This window comes from Hoylesella pleuritidis (genome assembly GCF_963541955.1).
GTDB classification, from domain to species: domain Bacteria; phylum Bacteroidota; class Bacteroidia; order Bacteroidales; family Bacteroidaceae; genus Prevotella; species Prevotella pleuritidis.
The window spans coordinates 59,663-86,177 of sequence record NZ_CAUTUT010000007.1 but is presented as its reverse complement, the minus strand read 5'-3'; the positions used below and the strand labels follow the sequence as shown (position 1 = coordinate 86,177).

Here is a 26,515-nt window from a genome sequence, read left to right as displayed (position 1 = left end):
TTCTACCTGACTTCTCCTATACTTCTCCTCGTCTTCTCCTATACTTCTTAATCTCACACAAGTATTGCCCTTAAAACAAGAAAGCTAAACGGTTATTTGTAATAAAGAGAGCAATTATCAAACTTTACGCGTATTTTCTTTCAGTTTTTAGGCTCTTTTTGACTTATCAAATGAAACTTCCCAGAGAAATGCTTATAGGTTTGAATAACTTTTAAATGTCTTATCGCCGATTCCTCCCCCGACAAACCGATGAGTCAGGAAGTAGTATCGAGCCGGACAAAAGCGCATAACAGCAAGATCAACCTTCGGAACATTTCAGGAACAAGGAAAATTTAAATTCAATCTTATTTATGGTTTTATTCCTTATTCTATTTATGGAGAACTGAAAAGAGGTTTCCAAAGCACAGTCCTTACAGGGTTGGAAATGAGAAGTAGCTGTTCAAGCAGGGTATGAAACAGATTTTTGATCTACTCGATTATGTACTTATGCTCGGTAAACTTGCTTCCCCTTATCGGTCATGAGGCCTTTTCTACTATTTCACCTTTACCACTATTACACACAGAGAACCAATAAACAGGAGAATACCGGCAACGATCATCATCGAACTTTGCACAGAACCCATCAGGCTGAGAATAATGCCACCCAAGAGCGCTGCAACAATCTGGGGAACGCAGATGGTACCGTTGAACAACCCCAGGTAGACACCCATATGCCCATAACCTTGCAAGGCATTGGTAACCAGTGCAAACGGCATCGCAAGCATTGCAGCCCACGCGCAACCGATAAGAATGAAGGGGACGAACAATAAATACTGGTTATGAACGAATGGAGTGACAGCAAACCCGATACCACCGAGCACAAGGCTAATGGCATACCCCAGTTTGATATTCTTGAATTGGGGCAGTACCAAAGCCCAAACGACACTACCGATGGCTTGCACGGCAAAGAGGATTCCGACCCAGTTGCCGGCAGCCTGATAACCGACCGAGGCAACATCGGTCGTCCCCCAGCACGTATCTGCAATTGTTCCGTTGGTATAAGTCCACATATACATAAAGGCAGCCCAGCAAAAGAACTGCACGATTCCTACTGTCCAAAAAGTAGACGGAGCCTTGCACAACAATTGGATGAGATTGACTTTTTCCTCGTCGAGTGGTTTGTCAAGTCCATTGTATTCGGCATATTCCTTGGGATTCCACTCTTTCACTTTCACTGTTGTATAAATCACGCAGAGGATCAAGATACATGCCCCTACATAAAACGACCAAATCACCGAGTCGGGAATTACACCCGGAGCTGCGGTATTGGCTATTCCGAGGGCTGTAAAGAGGAAAGGAAAGATGAATCCTGCCACAGAACCTGCATTGCAAAGAAAACTTTGGATGGAGTAAGCCAATGCTTTCTGTTTCTCGTTGACCATATCTCCAACGAGCATCTTAAACGGCTGCATCGCCATATTGATGCTGGTATCGAGAAACATCAGCGATACCAGCCCGAAAATCATTGCCGTACCGACGGCCATTCCGAACGAACCGGCATTGGGCAAAAGACACATCACGAGCACGGCAACGGATGCTCCGACAAAGAGATAAGGTATACGGCGCCCGAATCGGCACCAGGTTTTGTCGCTAAGTGTACCGACAATGGGTTGAACAATTATTCCCATCAACGGCGGAAGTATCCAGAAATAACTTAAATTATGCGGATCGGCCCCGAGTGTGGCGAAGATTCGCGAGATGTTTGCACTCTGCAAAGCGTAAGCTATTTGCACACCGAAAAATCCGAAACTAAGGTTCCAAAGCTTCCAAAAATTGAGATCTGGCTTTTTCTTTAATTCATAATTCATAATTCACAATTCATAATTTGGTTGTAATCATTGCTTTTTCGACGAGTTATAGTTCATTTGATACCGTCTCCTTGACAATGACTGTAAGTATTTGATTCATTCGACACAATCTGTTAATAAACTGTTAGTCTCCAATTTTGTTATATAATTCGTATTACGTAATGGTTCAATCCAATATTCAGTTTCACTTGCTTCTTTCAGAGAAATATTCATCTTCGCTCTAAAATCAGCCCGGCTCTGTACTCTAATCGCTTCTTTTACATTTGCATCAATGCTTGTTCCGCTACGGAACAGTTGTTTGAATATACTATCTTCTCTTTTATTGTCTTGCAGATACATACAAAGTCTGACGCATCGAACAGCAAACTCCATACTCTTCGAGACGATAATATTCTCATTTATATCTTTCATATGCAGCATTCTCCATACTAAAACACCATCCAAGAATAATTATGAATTATCGTGTTGTCCCCCTAATCACCAGCTTGGTTCTTACCACCCGACGCTCCACTTTACCTATGGGAATAAGACCTTCGACCTGACCGATGAGTATGTTGGCGGCTTCTTCGCCTACCCGTTTGCCACGTTGCTCCACAGTGGTAAGCATCGGATCGCAGGCAATGGCCCGCTCGCCGTTGGTAAATCCACAAATACTGATATCGTCGGGAACGCGGAATCCCATCCGTTTAACAGTATAGAGTATGCCGATAGCCGTATCATCGTTCACGGCAAAGAATGCATCAGGCCGATCAGTACGCTCTAACAGTTCAGGCGTGATTACTTCTGCATCGCTCCGATTATCGCAGAACCGCACCAAACCATCATTCACAGGAATGCCGTAATGCAAAAGTGCATCCTTATATCCATTATAACGATTCTTTGAAATCTCCAAACTGATGGGCGAACTATAAAAGGCCACGCGCCGACACCCCGTTTCCAACAGATGCGTCACAGCATTGTAAGCCCCCATATAATCGTCGACAACCACACGACTGGCCTCTACGCCTGTGCAAATCCGGTCGTAAAAAACCAGTGGGATATCATTATCCATTAACTTACGGAAATGATCATAGATCAATGTATCCTTTGCTTGAGAAACGATAACACCGCAAACCTTATTCTTATAGAACTGTTGACAAATCTTCTCCTCACGTTCATAGCGCTCATTGCTTTGTGCAACCACCATCTGATAACCGCGTGCAAAAGCCTCCTCTTCTATTCCGCTGAGAATGGATGAGAAGTAATAATGCACCAATTGTGGAACAATTACCCCGATGATACGAGTTGGTCGCACCCGAGAATGACGCAATTGCTCCCCGATGATATTGGGATAGAAGTTGTGTTCACGCGCAAAAGCCTGTATAGCTTCACGCCTTTCCTTGCTGATACGACGGTTATCGCTCAGTGCACGAGATACTGTTGCCACAGAGACTCCGAATTCTCGCGCGATATCCTTCATTGTGATAAGTTTAGGTTCAGTCACGGTAGTAATACCAATTTGCGCAAATTTAGCCAATAAGCCACAATCTTACGCGCGTTCATTATTATTTACTTACATTTCGTTGCGCAATCGTTTGCACGTATTAAAGAACGTTTTTAACTCGGAAAAAGTACAAATCGGTGTAATAAAATTTACTTTTGCAATGTCAAAAGGCAGTATTGATGTCTCTCCAAAAGTAATTGGGTAAAGGTCCAGCAAGAGCCGATAATCCTAATAACAAATACAAACAGAGCTTCTCACAATGCAGAGGCGATAAGACCTAAGTAAACAATCAACATTATTAATGATAACAACCTAAACTTTTTAAAAATCAAATGATGAAGCAGGTTAAATTTACAATGCCTCTAAGGATGCTCGCCTTGATTTGCGGGTTGATCCTTTCGGCCAGTGCCTTTGCACAGCAAATCACTGTCAAAGGCCACGTCAAAGACGGTACCGGCGAACCCATTGTCGGTGCAACGGTCCGAATTACCGGCCAACAAGGCGGTGTCATCACAGACATTGACGGTAACTTTGTCATCAAGGCTGCATCAGGCGCCGAAATCACGGTATCTTACATCGGTTATCAAGACGCCAAAGTGGTGGCGGCTCCCGAAGTAAACATCGTGATGAAAGAAGATGTTGCACAGTCGCTGAACGAAGTAGTAGTCATCGGTTACGGCCGAACTAAGAAATCAGATCTTACCGGTAGTGTAACGGCCCTGACCGCAGACAAGATGGTGAAGGGTGCTGTTACTTCGGCAAGCGATATGTTGGTAGGTAAAGCCGCAGGTGTGAGCGTCATTACCGACGGCGGTGCACCCGGTTCTGGAGCCACTATCCGCATTCGTGGCGGTTCCTCTATGTCAGCATCCAACAATCCGTTGATCGTTATCGACGGCGTTCCCGTTGATGACGACAAAATCAGCGGTATGGCCAATCCATTGAGTACGGTTCATCCCGATGATATCGAGACGATGACAATTCTGAAAGATGCTTCGGCAACTGCGATCTATGGCTCACGTGCTTCGAACGGTGTCATCCTTATCACCACTAAGAAAGGTAAGGCAGGCGGTGTAAGAGTCGGTTATAGCGGTTCTGTAAAGGTCAGTACACACGCAAAAGAAGTCGACGTAATGTCTGCCGATGAATTCCGTCGTTTCGTTATTTCCAAGTTCGGAGAGACTAGTGCACAGGCTGCTGCTTTGGGAAAGAGCAACACCAATTGGCAAAAAGAGATTTTCCGTACGGCAGTCAGCACCGATCATAACGTCAATGTATCGGGAGCACTTCCCAATCTTCCTTACCGCGTATCTATGGGCTATACCAATGAGAACGGTATTATCAAGACATCTAATATGCAGCGTTTTACCGGTGCCATCAACCTGAACCCACAATTGTTTGACAAGCATCTCAATATTCAGTTGAACGTAAAGGGTATCTATAACACGAACCGTTTCGCCGACCTCAGTGCTCTTGATATGGCTACTCAATATGATCCGACACAGCCTATCTATACGAAGGGATCGACTTATGGCAACGGTTATTTTATGTATCTGAATTCAGCCAATGGCCTGCCCAACGATATCGGTTTGACCAACCCTGTCTCTATTCTTGACTCTAAAAGTGATAAGTCTACCGTTTATCGCAGTATCGGCAATGCACAGTTCGACTATAAGTTCCACTTCCTACCTGATCTTCGAGCTAACCTGAATTTAGGCTATGACATATCCAAAGGTGAAGGCGATATAATCATTACCGATAACTCTCCGATGACGTGGGCCCAAGGCGCTTTTAAGAAAGGGTTCGGCGAAAACAAATCTTACTATCAGTTGAAGCGCAACACCTTGCTCGAATTCTATCTCAATTACGCTAAGACTTTCGGTACTCACAACATCGATGTGATGGCAGGTTATTCTTGGCAGCATTTCTATCGTTCAGAGTGGAATAAATATCCTTTCTCTGCTGCTAAAGCCAAAGAGAATAACAAAGAATTCTATAAAGACGGCGACGACTTCATCACCGAGAGTTACCTCGTATCATTCTTCGGTCGCTTGAATTACACATTACTTGATCGTTACCTCTTGACTTTTACCTTGCGTAACGACGGTTCTTCACGCTTTAATAAAGACAACCGTTGGGGTGTATTCCCCTCTGTGGCATTCGCTTGGCGTATCAATGAAGAATCGTTCCTGAGAGATGCCAGCTGGCTTAGTGAGTTGAAGTTGCGTTTAGGTTACGGTATTACCGGTCAGCAGAACCTCAATAGCGGCGATTATCCCTATATGGCACGTTATACTTATTCTAAGGCCGGTGCCAATTACTACTTCGGCAATACGAAAGTACGTCTTATCGCACCGCAAGCCTATGATGAAAATTTGAAATGGGAAGAGACAACGACTTATAACGCTGGTCTCGATTTCGGTTTCCTGAATGGCAAAATTACCGGTACATTTGATTATTACTATCGTGAAACCAATAACTTGCTGAATAAAGTAACTGCTCCGGCTGGTACGAATTTCAGCAACGAATTGCTTACCAATGTCGGCACATTAGTGAATAAGGGTGTAGAACTCTCTTTGACTGCACACCCCATCAGTACAAAAGATTTGAATTGGACTGTCGGTTATAACATTTCTTATAACAAGAATACCATCACAAAACTGACCTTTAACGATGACCCCAAGTACAAAGGGGTTATCCACGGTGGTATCAGCGGTGCTACGGGATATAACGTCCAGATCAATGCTGTCAACCATCCTTATAACTCATTCTATGTCTTCGAGCAGATGTACGATAAGAATGGGAAGCCTATCGAAGGCGCTTATGTAGACCAGAACAACGATAATAAGATTGATGAAGAAGATCTTATACCTTATAAGAAATCGGCTCCGGATGTGTATATGGGTTTCACTTCACAGCTTTCTTACAAGAATTGGGATATGTCTTTTGCACTCCGTTCGAGTCTGGGTAATTATGTTTACAACAACATTCAGTCTAATCGCGAGGCTTGGGATGGCTCACAGATGTTCGACCAAAGCGGTTTCTTGAAAAATCGTCTCAACTCTGCTTGGGATAGGAACTTCCACGTTGGTCAGTATCGTAGCAGCCACTATATTCAGAAAGCTTCTTTCGTACGCATGGACAATATCACTTTGGGCTACACCTTTAATAAATTATTCACTGATAACCAGTCTGCACGTGTATACTTTACCGTACAGAATCCCTTCGTCATCACCAACTATAGTGGTCTTGACCCCGAAGTCAGCGGTGAAGGTATAGACAACAACATCTATCCGCGGCCGGTATCCTTTATGTTAGGTTTCAGTTTAAAATTCTAAAAAGCAAGCGAAATGAAAACAAATAAATTCAAGAAAGGCATACTCATTGTACTTCTCGGCACTTTGGTGGGAACGACCTCGTGCGTGAACGACTTAGATACAGTACCTTTGGATAAGGACGAATTGGTGTCTAACGTTGTCTTTGGCAAAGAATTGAATGCCTATACCGAGAGCCTGGCCAAGATTTATGCCGGAATGGTGATAGGCGGCAATGAAGGAGGCGATAATGAGCCGGATGTCGTCGGTATCGACGGCGGTTCACAAGCGTCATTCCTCCGCGTACTATGGAATATGCAGGAACTGGCTTCCGACATTGCCCACTGTGCCTGGAACGACCCCGGTATTCCCGGTTTCAATCATCTCTCTTGGGATGCATCCAGCCCGTGGATCAAAGGTTCTTACTATCGTTTATTCTATCAGATCAATTTAGCTAATGCTTTCCTACGCGAAACGACAGCTGACAAGTTAAACAACCGTGGCTGTTCGGATGACGTGAAGAACAAAGTGGCACGTTATCGTGCCGAAGCTCGCTTCTTACGTGCCTTGATGTACCAATACGCATTGGATCTTTACCGCAATGTTCCTTTTGTAAACGAAAACAGTCCCATCGGAAACAAACGTCCGCAACAGATTATGAAAGCCGATCTGTTTAAATACGTCGAAACAGAGATGAAGGCTTGTGAAGCAGACTTGGCTGCTCCGGCCGTAGGTTGGAACGACGAATACGGCCACGCCAACAAAGCTGCCGTATGGGCTGCATTGTCTCGCTTATATCTCAATGCAGAGACCTATGTAGGTGAAAACCGCTATACCGACTGTATTACTTATTCCAAAAAAGTGATCGGTGCCGGCTATCAGTTAGAGGAGAAATATGCCGATATGTTCAAGGCAGACAACGACCATTCTAAGGAGATGATTCTGCCCTGCCGTTACGAAGGCGAAGAGACAATGACTTGGGGTGGAATGACAGCTTTCCTTTGCTGGGGATCTGCCGAATTCCAAGCAGAGACCAATGCCAAGGGTGCTTGGCAAGGTGTTCGTGCAAAGTCTACATTATATAAGATGTTTACGCGCGAAAACAGCTTTGAGAAAGACAGCCGCAGTAAGATGCTGCGCACCGAAGGCACCACAAATATGGAAATTGTCAAGGAAGTTGATTTCAAGAATAACGGCATTCCTGTAACGAAGTTCTACAACATTAACAAAGATGGCAGCAAGCCGGCATCATCTGAAGCGTACGTAGACTTCCCTCTCTTCCGTTTAGGCGAGATTTACCTCAATTTGGCAGAAGCCGTATTGCGAGGCGGACAAGGTGCAACAAGAGCAGAGGCATTAGGCTATATCAATGACTTGCGCAAACGGGCTTATGACGACAAGCTCGCAGCTCCCATCGGAGATAGCGATTTTACGCTCAATTTCCTGCTTGACGAGCGTGGCCGCGAACTCTTCTATGAGGCACAGCGCCGTACAGACTTGGTACGTTTCGGCAAATATACTTCTGCCGATTACGTATGGCCTTGGAAAGGCGGAGTTGCCGAGGGCAAGGCCGTAAACGATTTCTATACCGTATTTCCCTTGCCTTCCGACGATGTCGGTTCTAACGAGAACTTGAAGCAAAACGATGGTTATTAACGGACAATTAAGAGAACGATTATGAAATTAAAGAATATATTTTTCCTTGCAGCCGGTCTCTTCGCGATGGCATCGTGTTCAGACGACGTTACTACCCCTGTGCTGCAACTGCAACAGGCTGCTAAGCTCAATACCGTCAGCCCCGCAGAAATAACCTTTACCAAGGACAACAGTACCGAGCAATTCCCGGAAATAAGCTGGGAAAAAGCATCATACGGGAAAGGTGCCGTGATTAATTATGAGGTCACGGTAACCAATAACACGACCAACAAGAGTACTGTACTCGGTGAGACCGATAAGAATAAGCTGAATTTTACCAATGCACAGATGAATAAACTCTTGGCAAAAGTAGGAGCTTATCCCGGTCAGACTTACGATTTCACCATATCGCTCGTATCAAAGGCATTTAATGCTTATACGGATAAAGCACAGAATACCGTTACTTTCAAAGCAACGCCTTATGATCCCAATACAGTCAACATCGGTTGGAATTATGCTTATGTAGCTGTGGGGTATCCTGAATGGGACTACACCAAAGCTTATCTCATCGGCGATCCTGACGGCGATGGCGTATATCAAGGCTGGGTACAATTTGACGATGCCGCTTCCTTCGCCATTCTCGACGGTAAGGACATAAGCAAGGTACTCGCAAAAGGTCAGCAAATTACTGCCGACAAGAAAGGATTCGTTGAGGTGAAACTCGGCACCGACGGCAGCGTAACCATTTCCGATCCCACCAAGTGGGGTCTGATAGGCGATGCTACCTCAAACGGTTGGAACAAAGACACCGAAATGGAGTACGATGCCAAGACCCGTCTGTGGACTGTGGTAACGGCATTGAGCGATAAAGAATTCAAATTCCGTGCCAACAAAGGCTGGGCTATCAACTATGGCAGCGACGGTTCTACCAAAGACGGACTAGCCCCCGGTGGCGCTAATATCAAGGTAGAAAAGGCTCACGCTTATATCGTAAGTTTGAATCTTACCAATGCCGGTAAATATACATATTCGATGAAAGAAACCGACATCGAACTGTCGAGTTCGTCGATGACTCTTCCCGGCAGCTATCAGAATTGGAAGCCGGACGCGGCCGATGCTTACCTCATCACATCCGAGAATCGCGATTTCAAATACACAGGTACGCATTACTTCCCTACCAATACCGAGTTTAAGATGTACGATGCAGGTACGTGGTTCGGTCTTGTGGGAAAAATGGTTTGGAATGACGCTAAGACGAAGGCTGATTTCGCTATCGGCAATGGAGGAAACATCACTCTGACAGAGGGTGGATACTATCGTGTTGAGGCCGATACCAAGAAGAATGTGGCTTCCGTTACCAAGACGGGATGGGAAGTAATTGGCAGCGCTACTGCCGACGGATGGGATAAAGGTCAGTTGATGACTTACGATCCCGCCACAAAAAAATGGTCGATCACCCTAACGATGAAAGATGGTGAATTTAAATTCCGTTGGGATGCATCCTGGACCAAGAATTTCGGTGGCACCTTATCTGCCCTGACACAAGGTGGAGATAATATTTCCATCACTGCCGGCACATATCTGATCGTGCTGGATCCTGACAATGCTAAGGCAACGGTTACGGCACAATAATCTTTATATAAGGATAAAAAGAGGATATATTTGTGTATCCTCTTTTTTATTCTTTCATATAGTACCCAGTTCGGGATAAGAAAGTTGTTTTTCTGCCGGCGGAACAAACTTTTCCGTTTTTCGATTCTCAATCTGCGGAAACCGGTCGAAAAATACTTTTTTTCTCTGTTTCCACTTGGAATTGTTCATAAATCTTTGTTTTTCTTCTAATTCCATCGGAAACAGCAAATAAATTTAAATATATTTACACTTTCTAAATGGAAAGAAGAAATTTATTTTTGTTTATTTGCACTTCCCAATGGAAAGAGAGAATATATCTTATTTATTAACGCTTCCTTGTCGTCTTAAGACTATTTCTTTTTCTTTTGATGGATTGAGCCACTCTCTCACAAAAAGATCTTCTCTTTCCATTCGCAGATAAATGATAGAGTCGCTTTTCGGTTACTTTACCTTATCTCGAATTGGTGTATATAATCATTTCATTCCTCGAATAATAAGAAGTATCTAAGGAATTACGAATGAACATTAAACAAAGAACAATACCTTACGGCAATATCCTCTATATTTGCTGCTGATAAGTCGTATAGCTGTGGGGCAGTACTATGGGACTTCTCGGGGAGTACTCGTATACTTCTCATTTGACAGAAATACACGGAGTAAAATAAAGGAATGGCCAGTTACCCCTTAAATAATTCTTTGATTTAACACCCCCAGGCGCCTTTTCCTATCAGATTTCGGATGCTTTATAAACTCCCGCTCTCAGCACTCTATAAATACACTTAAAACTTAGCCGAACGGATTCAGATTATCACCGGATATTTCAATCAGCAACCGAAAGTTCCTATTAATTTTGCACACATTGTTGCATTTTAAAACAAAGTCCACACGATTTTTCTTATAAGTAACTTTTCGCATTCTATATTATTTTTCGTACATTTGCACATCAAAAAATCAATTATTAAACAATCTATTGTGATGAATAAACTTCTTTTTCTCGCAGCGATGGCAGTAGTCTCGTTGCCCGTGAAAGCAGCAAAGAACGTGGAACCGACGTTTACCGAGTGGCACGACTTACAGGTAAACTCGATCAATCGTTTTCCCGTGCATACTGACTTCTTTGCTTATGAGTCGTACGAAAAAGCCTTGGCAGGCGATCGAACAGCGTCAGCCAACTTCCTTTCACTCAATGGCGACTGGCAATTCAGATGGGTGGCAAATGCCGATGAACGGCCAACAGACTTTTACACAACGACCTTCGACGATTCACAATGGGGAAAGATGCCCGTACCGGGTGTATGGGAACTCCACGGTTTCGGCGATCCTGTTTATATCAATGTGGGTTTTGCATGGCGCGGACATTTTAAAAACGATCCGCCGAATGTACCGATCAAAGATAATCACGTGGGCTCTTACCGCCGCTGGGTGCAGTTGCCCGAAACGTGGAAAGGGCGCCAAATCATTGCACATTTCGGTTCAGTGACATCCAATATTTATCTCTGGGTTAACGGAAAATTTGTCGGTTACGCCGAAGACAGCAAGATTGCGGCCGAGTTCGATCTCACTCCTTACTTGCATCCGGGGCGCAATCTCATCGCCTTTCAAACCTTCCGGTGGTGCGACGGGTCATATTGCGAAGACCAAGACTTTTGGCGTTTGAGCGGTGTTGGCCGTTCGTGCTATCTATATTCACGCAACCCCAAAACGCACATGACAGATATTCGTATCACACCCAACCTCGATTCGCAATATCGGAACGGTTCACTTGAAATCGAAACACATTCGGAATGTCCTGCATTTATCTCCTATGAACTGTTAAACTCACAAGGAGAAAGCGTGGTAAAGGCATTTGGAACAGAGACGAGAAAGACATTACACGTCGAAAATCCACATCTGTGGACGGCCGAGACACCTTATTTATATACATTATTGGCGCGCGTTTTCACAATTGCTACACCTAAAAAGGGAGAACGCCCACAAAAGATGACACCATTCAGACTCCTTGAAGTAATCCCGTTGAAAGTCGGATTCCGAAAGGTAGAAATCAAAAATGCGCAGTTGTTAGTCAACGGTAAGGCCGTATTTATCAAAGGAGCCGACCGACACGAGATGGATCCCGACGGCGGATATGTAGTAAGTCGGGATAGGATGATTGAAGATATCAAGATTATGAAACGTCTCAACATTAATGCCGTGCGTACCTGCCACTATCCCGATGACCCGCAGTGGTACGACCTCTGCGATCAATACGGGCTCTATGTCTGTGCTGAGGCCAACCAAGAGAGCCACGGATTCGGTTACGAAGATACGTCCGAAGCTAAGAAGCCGCAGTTTGCCAAGCAGATTATGGAGCGCAATCAACACAACGTGAAATCATTCTTCAATCATCCAAGCATCATTTATTGGTCAATGGGAAATGAAACCGTAGACGGCCCTAACTTCACTTCGACCTACAAGTGGATAAAAAATACGGATCCATCACGTCCCATCCATTGGGAACGTGCAGTGAAAGGAGCCAACACCGACATCTTTTGTCCAATGTATCGCTCGCAAGCCGACTGTGAAACTTATGCCAAGAGTACTGCTCCCGAAGATCAAAAGCCGCTCATCCAGTGCGAATATAACCACACGATGGGTAATTCCGGCGGCGGATTCAAGGAGTATTGGAATCTCGTGCGCAAATATCCGAAATACCAAGGAGGTTTTATTTGGGACTTCGTTGACCAAGGTTTGCACGGTAAAGATAAAAACGGGACGCCCATTTACACCTATGGCGGCGACTATAATGATTATGACGGCAGTGACAATAACTTCAATTGCAACGGTATCATAGGACCGGACAGGCAACTGAATCCGCACGCTTACGAAGTAGCTTACGTGCATCAGAATATATGGGCAACACCCATTGATTTGCAAACAGGTAAGATCAAGGTGTTCAATGAATATTTCTTCCGTGATTTAAGCAACTATAAACTGGTGTGGAAACTACTTGCCGGCGGTCGAATCATTCAACAGGGAGAAATCGATCGACTGAACATCGCACCACAACAAACGGCAGAATATACACTGCCTTATCATCTTGACGCGGTGACGAACGCCGACGAGGTCTTGCTCAATATCGATTTCAAGCTGAAAACTGCCGAGCCTCTGATGGAAAAAGACCAAACTGTGGCTTACGACCAGTTTGTAATTAGAGGTTATAAATATCTTCCGAAAGGAAAGATTTACAGTGCATCGAAAAAAAATATCAAAGTGATTGATGACCGAAAAGCAGATGAAATCGTGCTGAAAAATGCTGATATCGACATCCGTTTCAATCGAAAGACAGGACTTCTCACCACTTATCAGGTAGGCGGAAAATCTTTCTTAGGCGCAGGCGGTACCTTACGTCCCAATTTCTGGCGTGCAGTGACCGACAATGATATGGGTGCCAGACTGAACAAGAAGTATCGGGTGTGGCACAATCCGCCGATGAACGTCACCTCAATGACTGTCAAGAAAGAACGGAAAACACGTTCGACAAATGTCATTGTAACCTATTCGATGCCGACAGTAAAGGCAGAACTCACGCTCTCTTACCAAATCTTTGCCGACGGAAATATCCTTGTCAACGAGCAAATGATTACAGACAAAACGGCCCAAGTGCCCAATATGTTCCGCTTCGGAATAGTAATGGACTTGCCTTATACGATGGAGCAAAGCCAATTTTATGGTCGCGGCCCTATCGAGAACTATGCCGATCGCAAGCTCTCGCAACGTATCGGCATCCATTCACAGACTGCCGACGAGCAATTCTACCCTTACATCCGTCCCCAGGAGACCGGAACCAAGAGCGATATACGCTGGTGGAAACAAACGGATGCCCACGGTCAGGGCCTTCACATCGTGTCCACAGATGCCTTTTCAGCCTCTGCGCTGCACTACAACATCGCTGATCTCGACGGCGGTTTGGAGAAAGCACAACGCCATTCGCCACAGGTTCCGAAGTCAAAATATACCGAACTCTGTATAGATGGTATACAAGCAGGTGTCGGCGGTATCGACAGCTGGAGCCCGAAAGCCACAGCATTGCCTCCCTATCGAGTCACTTACCAAGACCGCGGCTTCACATTCTGGTTACAACCGATAAACAACTAAAACAAAACGGACAATGGGGAAGAACTCCATTGTCCATTTTTTATATGCCTTTGTCAATCCTTTCGCGTTTCGACTCGATATTGATAACGCCTGATTTCAATAGCATTGACAAGGTTTTGCCATAAGATGTAACAGCCAGGACCTACTGACGAGAGAGGACTTAAATAGGCATTGGCAATCCAAATAGCAAAAGCTGTATTCTTTTGTCCCAATGCCTGTCCGGCATTTGTTGTAGAACAAAAGTGACTCCCGATGTAACGGCCCACGCCGAACTGTATCAAACAGAGAACGAAACTGCCTGAAGCGATGACCAAAAGAAAGCTGATGGTGGTATCGGCGTGCACGATATTCCGCGCCGTTGTACCCATCACAATCATCAAAAGACATCCCCATAAATAATAAGAAAGATCTTTCACACCGATGATCCATCTGTGAAAACGCGTCATTCGGTGCTTAACAATATAAGCAAAAAGCATCGGGGTAAGCAGCACGATGCACACTTCATAAAGTATTTTGAGAAAAGCAGCAATAAATCCTGCATCTGCCGACTGATGAATCAACGGGAAACAAGACGGTATCAGCACAGCAGTGATAAAATTGGAAATGAAAGTATAGGTGGTCATCTCTTCAAGATTGCCACCCAACTTTTGTGTAACGACAGCCGCGGCAGATGCACACGGGCAAGCAATGCTGGCTAAGAGTGCTTCTGCCAGCAGCAAGTCATTACCCGTAAGATGCAGACCGAATGCCAATCCAATGGTAGTCAAGACGAAAATAATCTGAGATACACCCACCCAAAAGTGCCATTTCACGGGGCGGAGACGCCGAAAGTCTACTTTGCAGAACGTAACAAAGAGAATCAGAAACATAAACAACGGTAATATCCGGTTGAAAAACGGGGCGAGTATAGTTCCCATTCCGTCGAGTGCCGGCACGAAAGCGAACAGCAAGTAGACTGTTATGCCGGTACACATAGATATCGGTAACGTCCAGTTCTTAATGAATCGAATGACATTCACGGCATCTCCCGTCTTCAATCTTGCTGCCTTTGTATTTTCATTGTCATTTCTTCCTATGTTGAAATTTCTCTAACTCTTTCTTCGCCAACGCCAATTGCTTGATAAAAGCAGGACAGGCGTGGAGACGGGCAACCACTGCCGAGGCTGCGATTCGGGCTGCATCAACATCGCTCTGATAGTGGAACCCGGCAATAACACGACTCTCCCCATAATCGAATCCTCGTTTGAGAATCTCCGTTTGATGCGCAGGATTCAGCTCACTCAGTACCAATGCAATGGCCCAACCGCGTGCAGAGTGCCCCGAAGGATATGATCCTGATCGGCGTAACTCCTCTTCATCCCAAGGCACCGATGTAGATTCGTGGAACTGCACGTATGGACGTGTGCGTTGATACTTGCGTTTTACACTGCGCACTCCGGCACTTCCGTCATTTTCCACACGCTCGATCAAGTCGTAAGTCACGGGGGTCTGCTCTCTTGTTACAAGCATTCCGAAAGCCTCGGAAAAGCCTTTCAGAATAGAATCCGTCTGTACATACGCATCGAAAACAGCCTGCCGACCGCGCTCAGTACCGCGCATCGACTTACCCCATTGATACCGATGAAAGTCGTTCAGATAGGCAATACTCGACGTGTCGGGCGGAGCCGGGAGATAAACCATTCCCTGCGGCAGTTGATCTTGCATCAAGAAGCCCGTCATCTGCGGTTCTTTCGGTTTGCTCTGTGCCGTTATCGCCAGCGCGATAACAGTTGAAATAAATGTCAGCGATAATTTTTTCATTGTCAGTTTATTTGTCTTTTCGATATTCTATTTTCTTTTGTATCTTTCGCTTATTTGCTACAAAGATAACGGAAAATATTGTAACGTCAAAGCAAATGGCATCAAACATACCGTAAAAAGTCGTTGACAATACACAAAATTTACTCCGTCCGCTCGTCACTCACGCTTTTTCATCAGAAAGAAAATGGTAAACGCGAATACAGCTCATAGATATCTGATAATCAACAATATACAAAATAATTATCGATTAACGGCTAATCATCGAACGATTAACCGTTAGTTGCCGTGCATTTAACTGTTAACTGGCGTGCGAAAAGCCATTAAACGCACGGTGTTTAACAGCTAATCAGAATGAGACTTGTATACTACTGGGAATCAACCACATACAAATCAACTTTTATTTATATCCTTTTGTTTTTGTGTTCAGAACATAATGGATGAAGGATGAAAAGATAATGGATGAGCATTTAATGCCCAAATCACCTCGATTTCCTCAAAAGATAGGATTTCGGAAACGAGCCTTTTGTTGTACTTTTGCAGCCGAATTACATTGATTTTAAACAATTAGTATATGTTCAACACCATTTTATTGCTGGCAGCTTTCACACCAGTCATATCACCGAACGAGACCGATTCTACCATTGCGCACAAAGTGGATCTCGACGAAGTGACCGTAACCGAGTTCAAACAGAATAAACATAACCTCACGCCTTCATCCATTTCAGCTGTCGACAGCAGGTTTCTACATCGCCAAGAAGTAACGAGTCTGAAAGAGCTTACGGCCATTATGCCCAACTTCTATATGCCGGATTACGGATCGAAACAAAACGCTCCCGTTTACATTCGCGGCATCGGAGCCAAAGCTAAGGGGCCAACGGTGGGCTTCTACGTTGATGGCGTGCCCCATTTCGAGAACTCCGCATTCGACATCGATATGTCTGACATCGCTGAAGTGAATGTTTTCCGCGGCCCACAAGGCACACTTTACGGCCGAAATGCCATCGGCGGCATCATCAGTGTACACACGCGGTCGCCTTTGGAATATCAAGGCACCCGACTGAAAGTGGGTTATGGCAATCGGAACGACGTTTCAGCACAGTTCGCCAACTATACAATGATGGGTCCGAAGTTAGGGTTTGCCGTCGCAGGAGGATATCACCACAACGACGGTTTCTTCCGAAATGCAGCCACGGGAACCAAAGCCGACGGCATCAACAGCGGTTTCGGGCGACTGACCGGCGTATGGAAGCCAGGCCAACAATGGACATTACGACTGAGTTCTATGCTTGATTATTCTGACCAAGACGGTTATCCGTATGGTGCTTACGACCGAACGACGGGAAAAACAGCCGGTGTCAACTACAACAGAAAGAGTCTTTACCGCCGCCTTATATCTACAACGGGCTTCAATGCAAGATACGACGGTCGGGCATTCAGCTTCAACAGCCAGACCGCTTATCAGTTTATCAAAGATCACCAGGCCATCGATCAGGATTTCACACCGCGCGATCTATATTTCGTTATCAACGAAATTCACCAGAATATGGTAAGTCAGGAGTTTACGTTCAAGTCCAACAACGACAGTCGGTATCAATGGATATTTGGCACATTCGGTATGATTCAGCACATAAACAACACGATTGAGACGCAATATATAGCGAAAGATGCCAGTTTCGTTGCCGCCAACACGTTGCCGATCGGCGCGCTGGCTCTCTACCACCAATCGTCTTATAATCTGTGGCGAGGCCTTTCGCTCACCGCGGGTCTGCGTTTCGACTACGAGCATTCACGGGATAACTACACTCGAAACAGCTATGTTCTCAGTACGGGCAACAATAATATGGTCGTGCGTTCATTCAAGAGTACGCTCCGTTTTCATCAAGTTACACCGAAATTCACCGTTCAATATCTCACCACCGGAAAGAATCTGTTTTACGCTTCACTCACACGCGGCTACAAAGCAGGAGGTTTCAACCAGACATTCCGTACGGATGACGAGCGTACTTATGCTCCGGAATACAACTGGAATTATGAAGTGGGTACCAAACTCAATCTTTTCGGCAATCGGTTGATGACCGAACTGGCACTTTTTTACATTGACTGGCGTCACCAGCAGGTAAATCTCACCGTTCCGGGAGTAGGAAACATCTTGCATAATGCTGCTCATTCGGACAGCAAAGGGTTGGAGTTGACTGTCAATGCACGCCCGGCAGAGGGTCTGAACATACAAATAAGCTACGGATATACCTATGCCCGTTTCCTCGATTACCATAAAAGTGCTAAGCAAGACTATTCGAATAACAAACTGCCGCTGGTTCCCCGCAACACGTTGGGACTCAATGCGAGTTACACGATGATGCCGGCGGGTGGCTTTTTAGACCGACTGACATTCAGTACAGGGCTTACCGGCATCGGCAGAATCTATTGGGCAGAAGACAATGCGGTATCACAGGACTTTTATATGTTGCTAAACGCAAAGGTAAGTGCCGTTCGCGGCATCCTGACTTGGGAACTTTGGGGCAAGAATCTCACCCAAACAAAGTACACGACTTATAGTTTTAGGTCGTCGGCTGATTACGCTCAGCGCGGCAAACCCATTAGTTTCGGTACGTCGCTCATCGTGAATTTTTGATGAATCGATGAAGAAACAGACTGGTTATCATAGTCGTTGGCAGAACGGCGAAGTACTCACCTTAGGCACGTTTTTCGCTTTATACGTGGCGCAAGCAGTTCCGTCGAGCTTTCTTTCCACTGCTTTGCAAGTGTTGATGCGTGAGAATCATTTCTCACTTGTCACAATCGGACTGCTCCAACTGGTCAAGTTGCCTTGGATTTTAAAGTTTCTCTGGGCGCCGATCATAGACCGTCATTCCATCACTTTGGGTCATTACAAGCGCTGTATCATCTCATCCGAACTGGCGTATGCCGTAATTCTCTTTGCCACCGGCCTGCTTCACGTGTCCACAGACATCTATTTGATCATCGCATTGGTGATTCTTTCGCTCATCGCTTCAGGCACTCAGGATATCGCTACGGATGCTTTGGCCGTGCTGTCGTTTGCAAAACGCGATAAGAGTATGGTCAACAGTATGCAGTCTATGGGTGGTTTCGGAGGAACACTCATCGGCAGTGGCGTGCTATTAATGGTGCTCCACCATTATGGTTGGCGCACGGTTCTCACCTGCTTGGGCATTTTCGTGGTGCTGACTTTAATTCCGTTGCTGTTCAATAAGCAACTGACAATTGCACCAAAATCTGTCAAACATCGTGCGAAATTAAGTGATTTCATTTGGTTTTTTACACAACGTGGCATCTGGAAACAGGTCGGATTCCTGATACTTTATTACGCAGGGCTCATCGGAATACTGTCAATGCTCCGCCCATATTTGGTCGATCACAGCTATTCAATGAAAGAAATCGGTCTGATGAGTGGCATATTAGGTACTGGAACAGCATTTCTCGCCTCATTCGGAGCCGGTTTCTGGGTACGAAAAACAGGTATTCACCGTGCTCGAATCATTTTTTCGCTGCTTATTTTGTGCACGACGCTATTCTTCTTCATCCTCTCTTATCTCCCACTCAGCACGTGGCTGTTATGTTTTGGCATTGTCTTGCTGTGGAGTTGCTATGGTGTTGCATCAGTCATTGTCTATATTTCGGCAATGAACTGTGTACGACCGGGCCGCGAAGGAACCGATTTTACCGTACAGATTGTGCTCACCCACCTCAGCGGAATGCTGATGGCAGTTGTCAGCGGAGCCGTTGCCGACAAGCTCGATTACCACGGACTATTTGCTATGGAAGCTCTCATTGCAGCCGTTTCAGTGTTTTATGTATTGTCGATCTTTAAAAAAGGGGAGGCAACAAGATGAAAGACGCATTGATAAAAAAGTACAATGTCTCTGTACCCAGGTACACAAGCTATCCTCCGGCCAACTATTTTCACGAGCTTTTAGCAGCAGATTATCTCGCAGCTATCGAGCAGTCGAATGACGAACGACAACCCCACGTGTCGTTCTATGTACATATCCCGTTCTGTTTTCAGCTTTGTCACTATTGCGGATGCAACTCTTATCCGATGGCAAAAGCCGAAATTACAGACCGATATGTGGCTGCCTTACATCAGGAAATCGACCTTATCGCCGCTCATCTACATCGAGAACGGCGCATTTCACAGATTCATTACGGCGGCGGAAGCCCCACTTCGTTGCCCCTTCACCATATTCGCGAACTCAACGAGCATCTGCTCTCACTGCTTCCCACGATTAACCGACCAGAGATTGCTATTGAGTGCCATCCCGGATATTTGTCAACCGAAGATTGGCAAGAGCTCACTCGCTGCGGATTCAACCGTTATAGCCTTGGTATTCAAGATTTCGATGAGCGTGTATTACAGACTGTCAATCGGGCGCCTTCGCGTCTTCCGGTGAACAAGATAATGCAAATCCTACGCGCATCAGGTGCTACTGTCAATATGGATTTCCTCTTCGGACTGCCTTACCAGACACCTGACAGCTTTCAAAAAACTATCGAACAGGCGGTAGAATTGCATCCCGACCGTATCGTTACATTCAGTTACGGACACGTTCCGTGGGTACACAAACGACAACTGATACTCGAACGTTACGGACTTCCTGCCGATTCGGATAAGCAAGAGATGTTCAACCGAGCCTCGTCAACGCTCCACCGAGCCGGTTATCGTAGCATCGGACTCGATCATTTCGTACTTCCCAACGACGAATTGAGCTTAGCCAGTGATGCACATCAGCTTCATCGCAATTTCCAAGGTTACTGCACACGCCGCACTACGGGTCAGGTATATGCCTTCGGAGTTACAGGCATCAGTCAATTAAGTACTGCTTACGCACAGAATGGCAAGGAAATAGCGGCTTACATCGACCGAATGAGCCACGGACAATTCTATATCACACGCGGATATATACTCACCCAACGTGAGCAAATCGTCCGCGAAGTCATCGAATCGATGATGTGCAACTATCATCTTGTATGGAGTGAGATTGCCGAAAGACTCTCATTGTCGACAACCGACATCAAATCGGCCGTCCATTACGATGCTGCACGCCTGCAAGAGATGGCCGAAGACGGTATCATCAACCTCTCAGCAGACGGTATCAGTATGACTTCCGAAGGCTCACCGTTCGTTCGTAACGTCGTGGCGAGCCTCGATCCGCTGATGACCAACACAACAAAGAGATTCTCAAAACCTATATAACGGATGGAAAATCACGACTTACGAACCCGCGATGTGGTGGTGATCGGCGCCGGACTGACGGGACTTACCACCGCATTTTACGCCCGAAAACGGGGCCGCGACGTTGAAATTGTGGAACAAGCAGACTCCATCGGCGGACAGATCTGCACGCATCGCGTGGGTGATTTCATCTTTGAGAGCGGCCCGAATACCGGTGTTGTCTCCTGTCCGGAGGTTGCCGAACTCTTCAACGACCTTTGTCCGCATTGCGAATTGGAGCCGGCACGAGCGTCATCCAAGCGCAGATTAATCTGGAAAGACGGTCGATTCCATCCCCTTCCGTCGGGAATCGGCAGCGCACTCACCACGCCTCTCTTCACGTGGAACGATAAGTTGCGTATTCTCGGCGAGCCGTGGCGGCGCAAAGGCACTGATCCCGATGAATCGGTAGGTGCTTTGGCCGCCCGCAGATTGGGCCAATCGTATCTCGATTACGCCGTAGACCCATTCATTTCGGGCGTTTACGCAGGCGATCCGATGGCTCTTCCCACCCGATTGGCACTGCCCAAGCTCTACCATTTGGAGCAAACCTACGGCTCGTTTATCCGTGGCGCCATAGCCAAAGCACGCCAACCGAAAACCGAACGAGACCGACTCGCCACGAAACAAGTGTTTTCCGCCCGTGGCGGTCTGCAACATTTGGTCAACGCTTTAGGCCAAGCCATCAAGCCGGAGCATATTTCTCTCGGCGCGAAAAATGTCGACATCCGCCCCGAAGAAGACCATTTCTGTGTGCAATTTACAGCCGATAACGGCCGGATGCAAGTCATTCGCTGTGCAAAAGTGGTCACCACGTGCGGTGCTTACGCCCTACCCCGCCTGCTTCCATTCATCGATGAGGCGCAGCTGACGGCCATCAGCACGCTGAAATACGCCCCGATCGTGCAGATCGGAGTAGGAATCGCCCGCGTCGCAGGTCCCCGTTATGCAGCGTTCGGTGGTTTAGTGCCCTCGTGCGAGCGGCAAAACGTGCTGGGAATCCTGTTCCCTTCGGCTTGTTTCGAGAGTCGTTCGCCCGCTGACGGAGCCGTATTCTCTTTTTTTATAGGCGGTGTTCACCATCCCGAATACATCGAGATGAGCGACGACCGACTGCAAACCATCGCCGAAGAGGCCCTGCATACAATGCTGAAATACCCTGCCGACACGCCGATCGACGCCATCCGCATCTACCGTCATCCACAAGCCATTCCGCAATACGAACTTACCACTGATGCGCGTTTGGCCTCCATCAATGCCGTTCAGCACCAATTTCCGGGTCTGATTATCGCCGGAAACCTTCGTGACGGCATCGGAATGGCACACCGAATTAAGCAAGGAACCGATATCGGAACATCGATTTAGCGAGCGAGAATCTTTAATTTATGTTATTTCTCTCGGCGAATCATATCATAAACCCATATTTTTGCTATCTTCGCAACATTATCATCAAAAAGATACTGATAACTTGATGAATGCCGAAATAGATGTTTTGCCAATACGATATCTGCTGACATTCTTACTGTTTTACCATCTCGTAGCAGTGGCACAACCGTCGCCCACAGAGAAAATATTCGTTTGTACGGACCGAATCGATTATCAACTCGACGACACAATAGCACTCAGGGGCCGCGTGGTCGAAGCAGATGGCACGGCGAAAATACGCAGTCGGTATGTCAATATCGAGTTTTTCGATGACCGCGATACGCTCTACCTGCGGCAGAAATTGCGCTGCACGGACGGCGGGGAGTTTCAAACGACTGTCGTCCCGGGAATGGATTGGAAAGCGGGCAAGTATTATGTGCGGGCTTTCACACGCCTGATGCAGAACGATCCGACGGTAACACTGCCCGTGTTTTCCATCTATCTGGGAGCGAAACGCGTGCAAACAGAGAGCGACGGAGCCACACTGCGTTGCGAAATATATCCCGAGGGAGGCCATCTTGTGACCGATGAACCGCAACACATAGGCATCCGATTCTGCGACGGAGCCGGAAATCCCGTGCGTTGCAGCTTTACACTGATCGATGATCGTAGTGCGTTTCGTCTCCAAGGCACCACAACGGCATCGGGATGGCAGGTTGTTCCCGTTACGCCAAAGGGTCTTTCACCTTATTATATAGTGGCATCGAGCGGCGGGAAACCGTTTCGCTTCCTGCTTCCGACCTGCAATGAGCAGCCTATCATTCAGACTTCGGTGCTCAACGGGCGTCTTTCTTATCACATTCTGCCTGCATCCACACCGCTCGAACAGCTTTCTCTCTATGTCTTTCACCATCAGTGGGGACTGCAAAAGATCGAATTGAAGCGCCACGAAGGGCAAATCGCATTGGCGGATGTGCCCAACGGACTGCTATCTTTCCTCTTGACGGACAGCAAAGACAGTCTGATTTCACAGTCGTTTCAATGGATTCGGAAGTCGAACAGCGAGCATCCGCTGCTCCGAAAGACGCGATACAGCCCGTCGGAGCCACTTGCACTCGCCCCGGAGACACAAGATAGCCAAACATTTGTCCGCATTTTGGCAGACACTTCGGCGTATGTGCCCCGCGCAGCAGCGGTTCTTCTCTTCGAGAGCGACACCGAATCGCCGGCTCCCTTTCCGTTATTCTACGGACGAAAAGCCCAAGAAAACACCACGGATGCACGTGCCTGGCTCTGTTCGGCACGCTTCGTTCGGTTCGATCCGGCCACAATTCGGCATCACGAAATGCCCTCTCCGTATACCGAAGAGACTGAGTTAGTCCTCGCGGGAACGGTTACCGACGGTCGGCGACCCATCAAAAACGGCACCGTCGTGGCGTTTCAGAAAGGGGAAAACAAGGCCTATTCAGGACCGACTGACGACCAAGGGCATTTCCGAATAGCCGTAGACGACTTCGGTCCGGAGGCCGAATTCTTCCTGCAAGGATACCGCAAAGACGGCGATACGGCACCATACGAATTCCGGATGCACACGCCCCGCTATCCCAAATGGCATCGGCCGAAGACACAATACGCGTCGGAACGGGTGGAAACCATCATCGTAGACACGGCGTCTTTCGGTCTTCGGAGAGTCAACCGACTCGGAGAAGTGCGGGTAAACGCCAAAAACCGCTCGCTGCTCACGGCCGAACGGTTTTATCGTTTGCGCTATATCGACAGCCAAGACATTGAGAAACACAACTATACAAGGTTTGAAGATCTCGTCAATCGATTCTTCCAATACATCACACTCGTGGAAGATGACAACAAGAAATATTACTTGGTGAGTCGCAGAAACTCCTCATTAATGAATGATCCGACGGTTAAAATCATCTTCGATGGTATAGAAATCTCTCCCGACGAGGCAATGGACATAGATGTGAAGATGCTGGGCAGTGTCCGATTGCTGACTCCCGCGCAAACAATCAGCGAACTCAACCTGCACGGAGCGATGAATGGCGCCTTGGTGATGACGACCAAAGGCTATGTGAAACAAGACCGAGCGAGCAACGGCCAACTGGTAACTGTCGTGGGAATCGCGCCCGATCGGGATGCCTCTTCACGCTTTCCCCATCGCGTTCCGGCTCAACCGGGCACGTATCGCCTGCTGATCGACCGTATTTCCGCCACTGGCAACGTGACGACGGAGGATGTTTTGATTACGATTGAATAGGAATGAGATTCAGCCTTGCCACACTGTAGCCCCAGCCTCACCCCCGGCCCCTCTCCGAAAGGAGAGGGGAGGAATTTGTAGCTGTATCTGTTTGGTTATCAAGCAAATACAATATGTATTGCGATTGATGGTTAAACGCGTTGTAATTAACGGTTAAACAGAGGGTGTTTAACCGTTAATTGCACGGCACTTTACCATTAAACAGGATGCCATTATTAAGCACTTGATATTCACCTCAATACAAATGCAAATCCCTCCCCTCTCCTTTCGGAGAGAGGGCGGGAGTGAGGTCTATTCCTTTTTACATATACCCCAGCCAGCGAAGAATATCGTTCAGGTTGGCCACCACCATCAAAAGAAGGAGGATGGAAATGCCTACATACTCGGCACGGACCATAAATGTCTCGCTGGGTTTGCGCCGCGTAATCATCTCGTAGAGTAAAAACAGCACGTGGCCACCATCGAGTGCGGGGATTGGAAGAATGTTCATAAAGGCCAGAATAATGCTCAAGAAAGCCGTCATCAGCCAAAACGTATGCCAATCCCATACCGGCGGGAACATACTTCCTATGGCTCCGAAACCTCCGAGCGACTTAGCACCATCGGCAGAGAATACATATTTCAGATCACCGACATAACCGCCGAGAACATTCCAACCATATTTGATACCAGCAGGAAAGCTCTCAAAGAAGCCGTAATCAATGTGAACGGGTTTGTAATAGCTGTAAATGGTAGACTGGCCGACACCTATTTCCAACGCTGGTGTGAGCACAAGATGGGCTGTATCGGTTACACCCGTAGCCGCCTCACGGTAAACGAGGGTAGCAGTACGTAGTTTCAGGCTGTCGGCAGGCGTCTTTACGACTGTCATTGCATCTGCAATACGGCCTTTGACATCTTCAAATGCAGCCCAAGAGTCAACCGGCTGGCCATTGAAAGCCAAGATTCGGTCGCCTTTCTTAATGCCAATCTTTGCGGCAGGTGTACCTGCCAGCACGCTGTCGACATCTGCCGGCACTAACGGACGCGTAAAAACGGGTGTCGCTTTGAGCATACCTAAGAGGTTGATATCCCCCGGAAGCGACAGCGTCATTGGTTTTCCGCCACGCCGGATGCGCACAGTGTGGGCCTCGGAAAGCGCTCGAAAGAGGTCGGCATTGAAGTCTTTGAAGTCCTTTTGATCCGTTCCGATAAGCACGTCGCCATCTTTAAAGCCCAGACTTTTGGCCTCATTATTGAACTTCATACCCATTGTCATATCCTGAACACGAACATACGAGTCGCCCCAATAGAACAAAACCATCGAGTAAATGAACAGAGCGAGCAGGAAATTAACCAATACGCCGCCCGTCATTATCAGCAAACGTTGCCACGTTGGCTTACTACGAAACTCCCAAGACTGTACCGGTTGTTTCATCTGTTCAGTGTCGAAGCTCTCGTCTATCATACCTGCGATCTTGCAATAACCGCCCAACGGCAACCAGCCTATGCCGTAAACGGTATCGCTTCGTTTAGGTTTGAACTCGAAAAGATGGAACCATGGATCGAAGAAAAGATAAAACTTGTCGACCCGGACGCCGAAGAGCTTTGAGAAAAAGAAGTGTCCGCCCTCGTGGAGCAGCACTAAAATAGAGATGGCGAGCATAAATTGCAGCAGCCGAATGAGAAATATTTCCATTGTGGGTAATTATTAACTGGCAATTAAAAATTGAGAATTAAGAATTGATTATTGAACATTGATTTTATGAAACAGAGTATATACACCACTCATCCTTCATCTTT

Annotated in this window: 16 protein-coding genes; 9 read left to right on the top strand and 7 right to left on the bottom strand. The window is 46.7% G+C overall.

Annotation, left to right across the window (positions count from 1 at the left end):
• Positions 1-533: 533 nt before the first annotated feature.
• The 3 genes from RWY97_RS04460 to RWY97_RS04450 all read right to left on the bottom strand — a co-directional run bounded on the left by RWY97_RS04460 (position 534) and on the right by RWY97_RS04450 (position 3,306).
• Positions 534-1,847, bottom strand: coding sequence for an SLC45 family MFS transporter (locus RWY97_RS04460; protein ID WP_315565736.1), 1,314 nt, complete (start codon positions 1,845-1,847; stop codon positions 534-536).
• A 96-nt stretch (positions 1,848-1,943) separates the two neighbouring features.
• Positions 1,944-2,267 carry a four helix bundle protein gene (locus tag RWY97_RS04455; protein WP_315565734.1) on the bottom strand — a complete coding sequence of 108 codons (324 nt, stop codon included), beginning with the start codon at positions 2,265-2,267 and terminating at the stop codon, positions 1,944-1,946.
• A 37-nt stretch (positions 2,268-2,304) separates the two neighbouring features.
• Positions 2,305-3,306, bottom strand: coding sequence for a LacI family DNA-binding transcriptional regulator (locus RWY97_RS04450; protein ID WP_039875433.1), 1,002 nt, complete (start codon positions 3,304-3,306; stop codon positions 2,305-2,307).
• A gap of 359 nt (positions 3,307-3,665) precedes the next feature.
• Between RWY97_RS04450 and RWY97_RS04445 the strand changes: the two genes are divergently transcribed.
• The 3 genes from RWY97_RS04445 to RWY97_RS04435 are packed head-to-tail and all read left to right on the top strand — an operon-like array spanning position 3,666 to position 9,911.
• Positions 3,666-6,668: a SusC/RagA family TonB-linked outer membrane protein gene (locus tag RWY97_RS04445; protein ID WP_315565765.1), complete on the top strand. Its 3,003-nt coding sequence runs from the start codon at positions 3,666-3,668 to the stop codon at positions 6,666-6,668.
• Positions 6,669-6,680: 12 nt separating this feature from the next.
• On the top strand, positions 6,681-8,300 hold the full coding sequence (locus RWY97_RS04440; protein WP_315565731.1) for a RagB/SusD family nutrient uptake outer membrane protein: 1,620 nt from the start codon (positions 6,681-6,683) through the stop codon (positions 8,298-8,300).
• 21 nt (positions 8,301-8,321) lie between these two features.
• Positions 8,322-9,911 carry a SusE domain-containing protein gene (locus RWY97_RS04435; RefSeq protein ID WP_315565729.1) on the top strand — a complete coding sequence of 530 codons (1,590 nt, stop codon included), beginning with the start codon at positions 8,322-8,324 and terminating at the stop codon, positions 9,909-9,911.
• 54 nt (positions 9,912-9,965) lie between these two features.
• On the opposite strand, the gene RWY97_RS04430 is transcribed toward RWY97_RS04435, so the two are convergent.
• Complete coding sequence (locus RWY97_RS04430) at positions 9,966-10,100, bottom strand: hypothetical protein (RefSeq protein WP_315565727.1); 135 nt, start codon at positions 10,098-10,100, stop codon at positions 9,966-9,968.
• Between the two features lie 786 nt (positions 10,101-10,886).
• On the opposite strand from RWY97_RS04430, the gene RWY97_RS04425 reads away from it, so the two are divergent.
• A complete protein-coding gene (locus tag RWY97_RS04425; RefSeq protein ID WP_315565726.1) occupies positions 10,887-14,045 on the top strand; it encodes a glycoside hydrolase family 2 TIM barrel-domain containing protein in 3,159 nt (1,052 codons plus the stop codon).
• Between the two features lie 53 nt (positions 14,046-14,098).
• Here RWY97_RS04425 and RWY97_RS04420 read toward each other — a convergent pair whose 3' ends face one another.
• Both RWY97_RS04420 and RWY97_RS04415 read right to left on the bottom strand, forming a co-directional pair.
• Positions 14,099-15,019 carry a transporter gene (locus tag RWY97_RS04420; RefSeq protein WP_314740426.1) on the bottom strand — a complete coding sequence of 307 codons (921 nt, stop codon included), beginning with the start codon at positions 15,017-15,019 and terminating at the stop codon, positions 14,099-14,101.
• Between the two features lie 88 nt (positions 15,020-15,107).
• Positions 15,108-15,845 (bottom strand): acid phosphatase, encoded by a 738-nt coding sequence (locus RWY97_RS04415; protein ID WP_315565725.1) that lies wholly within the window; start codon positions 15,843-15,845, stop codon positions 15,108-15,110.
• Positions 15,846-16,416: 571 nt separating this feature from the next.
• Here RWY97_RS04415 and RWY97_RS04410 point away from each other — a divergent pair.
• From RWY97_RS04410 to RWY97_RS04390, 5 genes are all read left to right on the top strand, one after another.
• Positions 16,417-18,477: a TonB-dependent receptor gene (locus tag RWY97_RS04410; RefSeq protein ID WP_315565723.1), complete on the top strand. Its 2,061-nt coding sequence runs from the start codon at positions 16,417-16,419 to the stop codon at positions 18,475-18,477.
• 7 nt (positions 18,478-18,484) lie between these two features.
• Entirely contained in the window at positions 18,485-19,717 is a 1,233-nt protein-coding gene (locus RWY97_RS04405) for an MFS transporter (protein WP_315565721.1), read from the top strand.
• Positions 19,714-21,078 (top strand): oxygen-independent coproporphyrinogen III oxidase, encoded by a 1,365-nt coding sequence (gene hemN, locus RWY97_RS04400; protein ID WP_315565719.1) that lies wholly within the window; start codon positions 19,714-19,716, stop codon positions 21,076-21,078. The genes RWY97_RS04405 and hemN overlap by 4 nt, the downstream gene beginning before the upstream one ends.
• Positions 21,079-21,081: 3 nt before the next feature.
• Positions 21,082-22,461: a protoporphyrinogen oxidase gene (hemG, locus tag RWY97_RS04395; RefSeq protein WP_315565716.1), complete on the top strand. Its 1,380-nt coding sequence runs from the start codon at positions 21,082-21,084 to the stop codon at positions 22,459-22,461.
• A 106-nt stretch (positions 22,462-22,567) separates the two neighbouring features.
• Positions 22,568-24,733: a carboxypeptidase-like regulatory domain-containing protein gene (locus tag RWY97_RS04390; RefSeq protein WP_315565715.1), complete on the top strand. Its 2,166-nt coding sequence runs from the start codon at positions 22,568-22,570 to the stop codon at positions 24,731-24,733.
• A 301-nt stretch (positions 24,734-25,034) separates the two neighbouring features.
• On the opposite strand, the gene rseP is transcribed toward RWY97_RS04390, so the two are convergent.
• Entirely contained in the window at positions 25,035-26,411 is a 1,377-nt protein-coding gene (rseP, locus tag RWY97_RS04385) for an RIP metalloprotease RseP (protein ID WP_021582905.1), read from the bottom strand.
• Positions 26,412-26,515 lie beyond the last annotated feature (104 nt).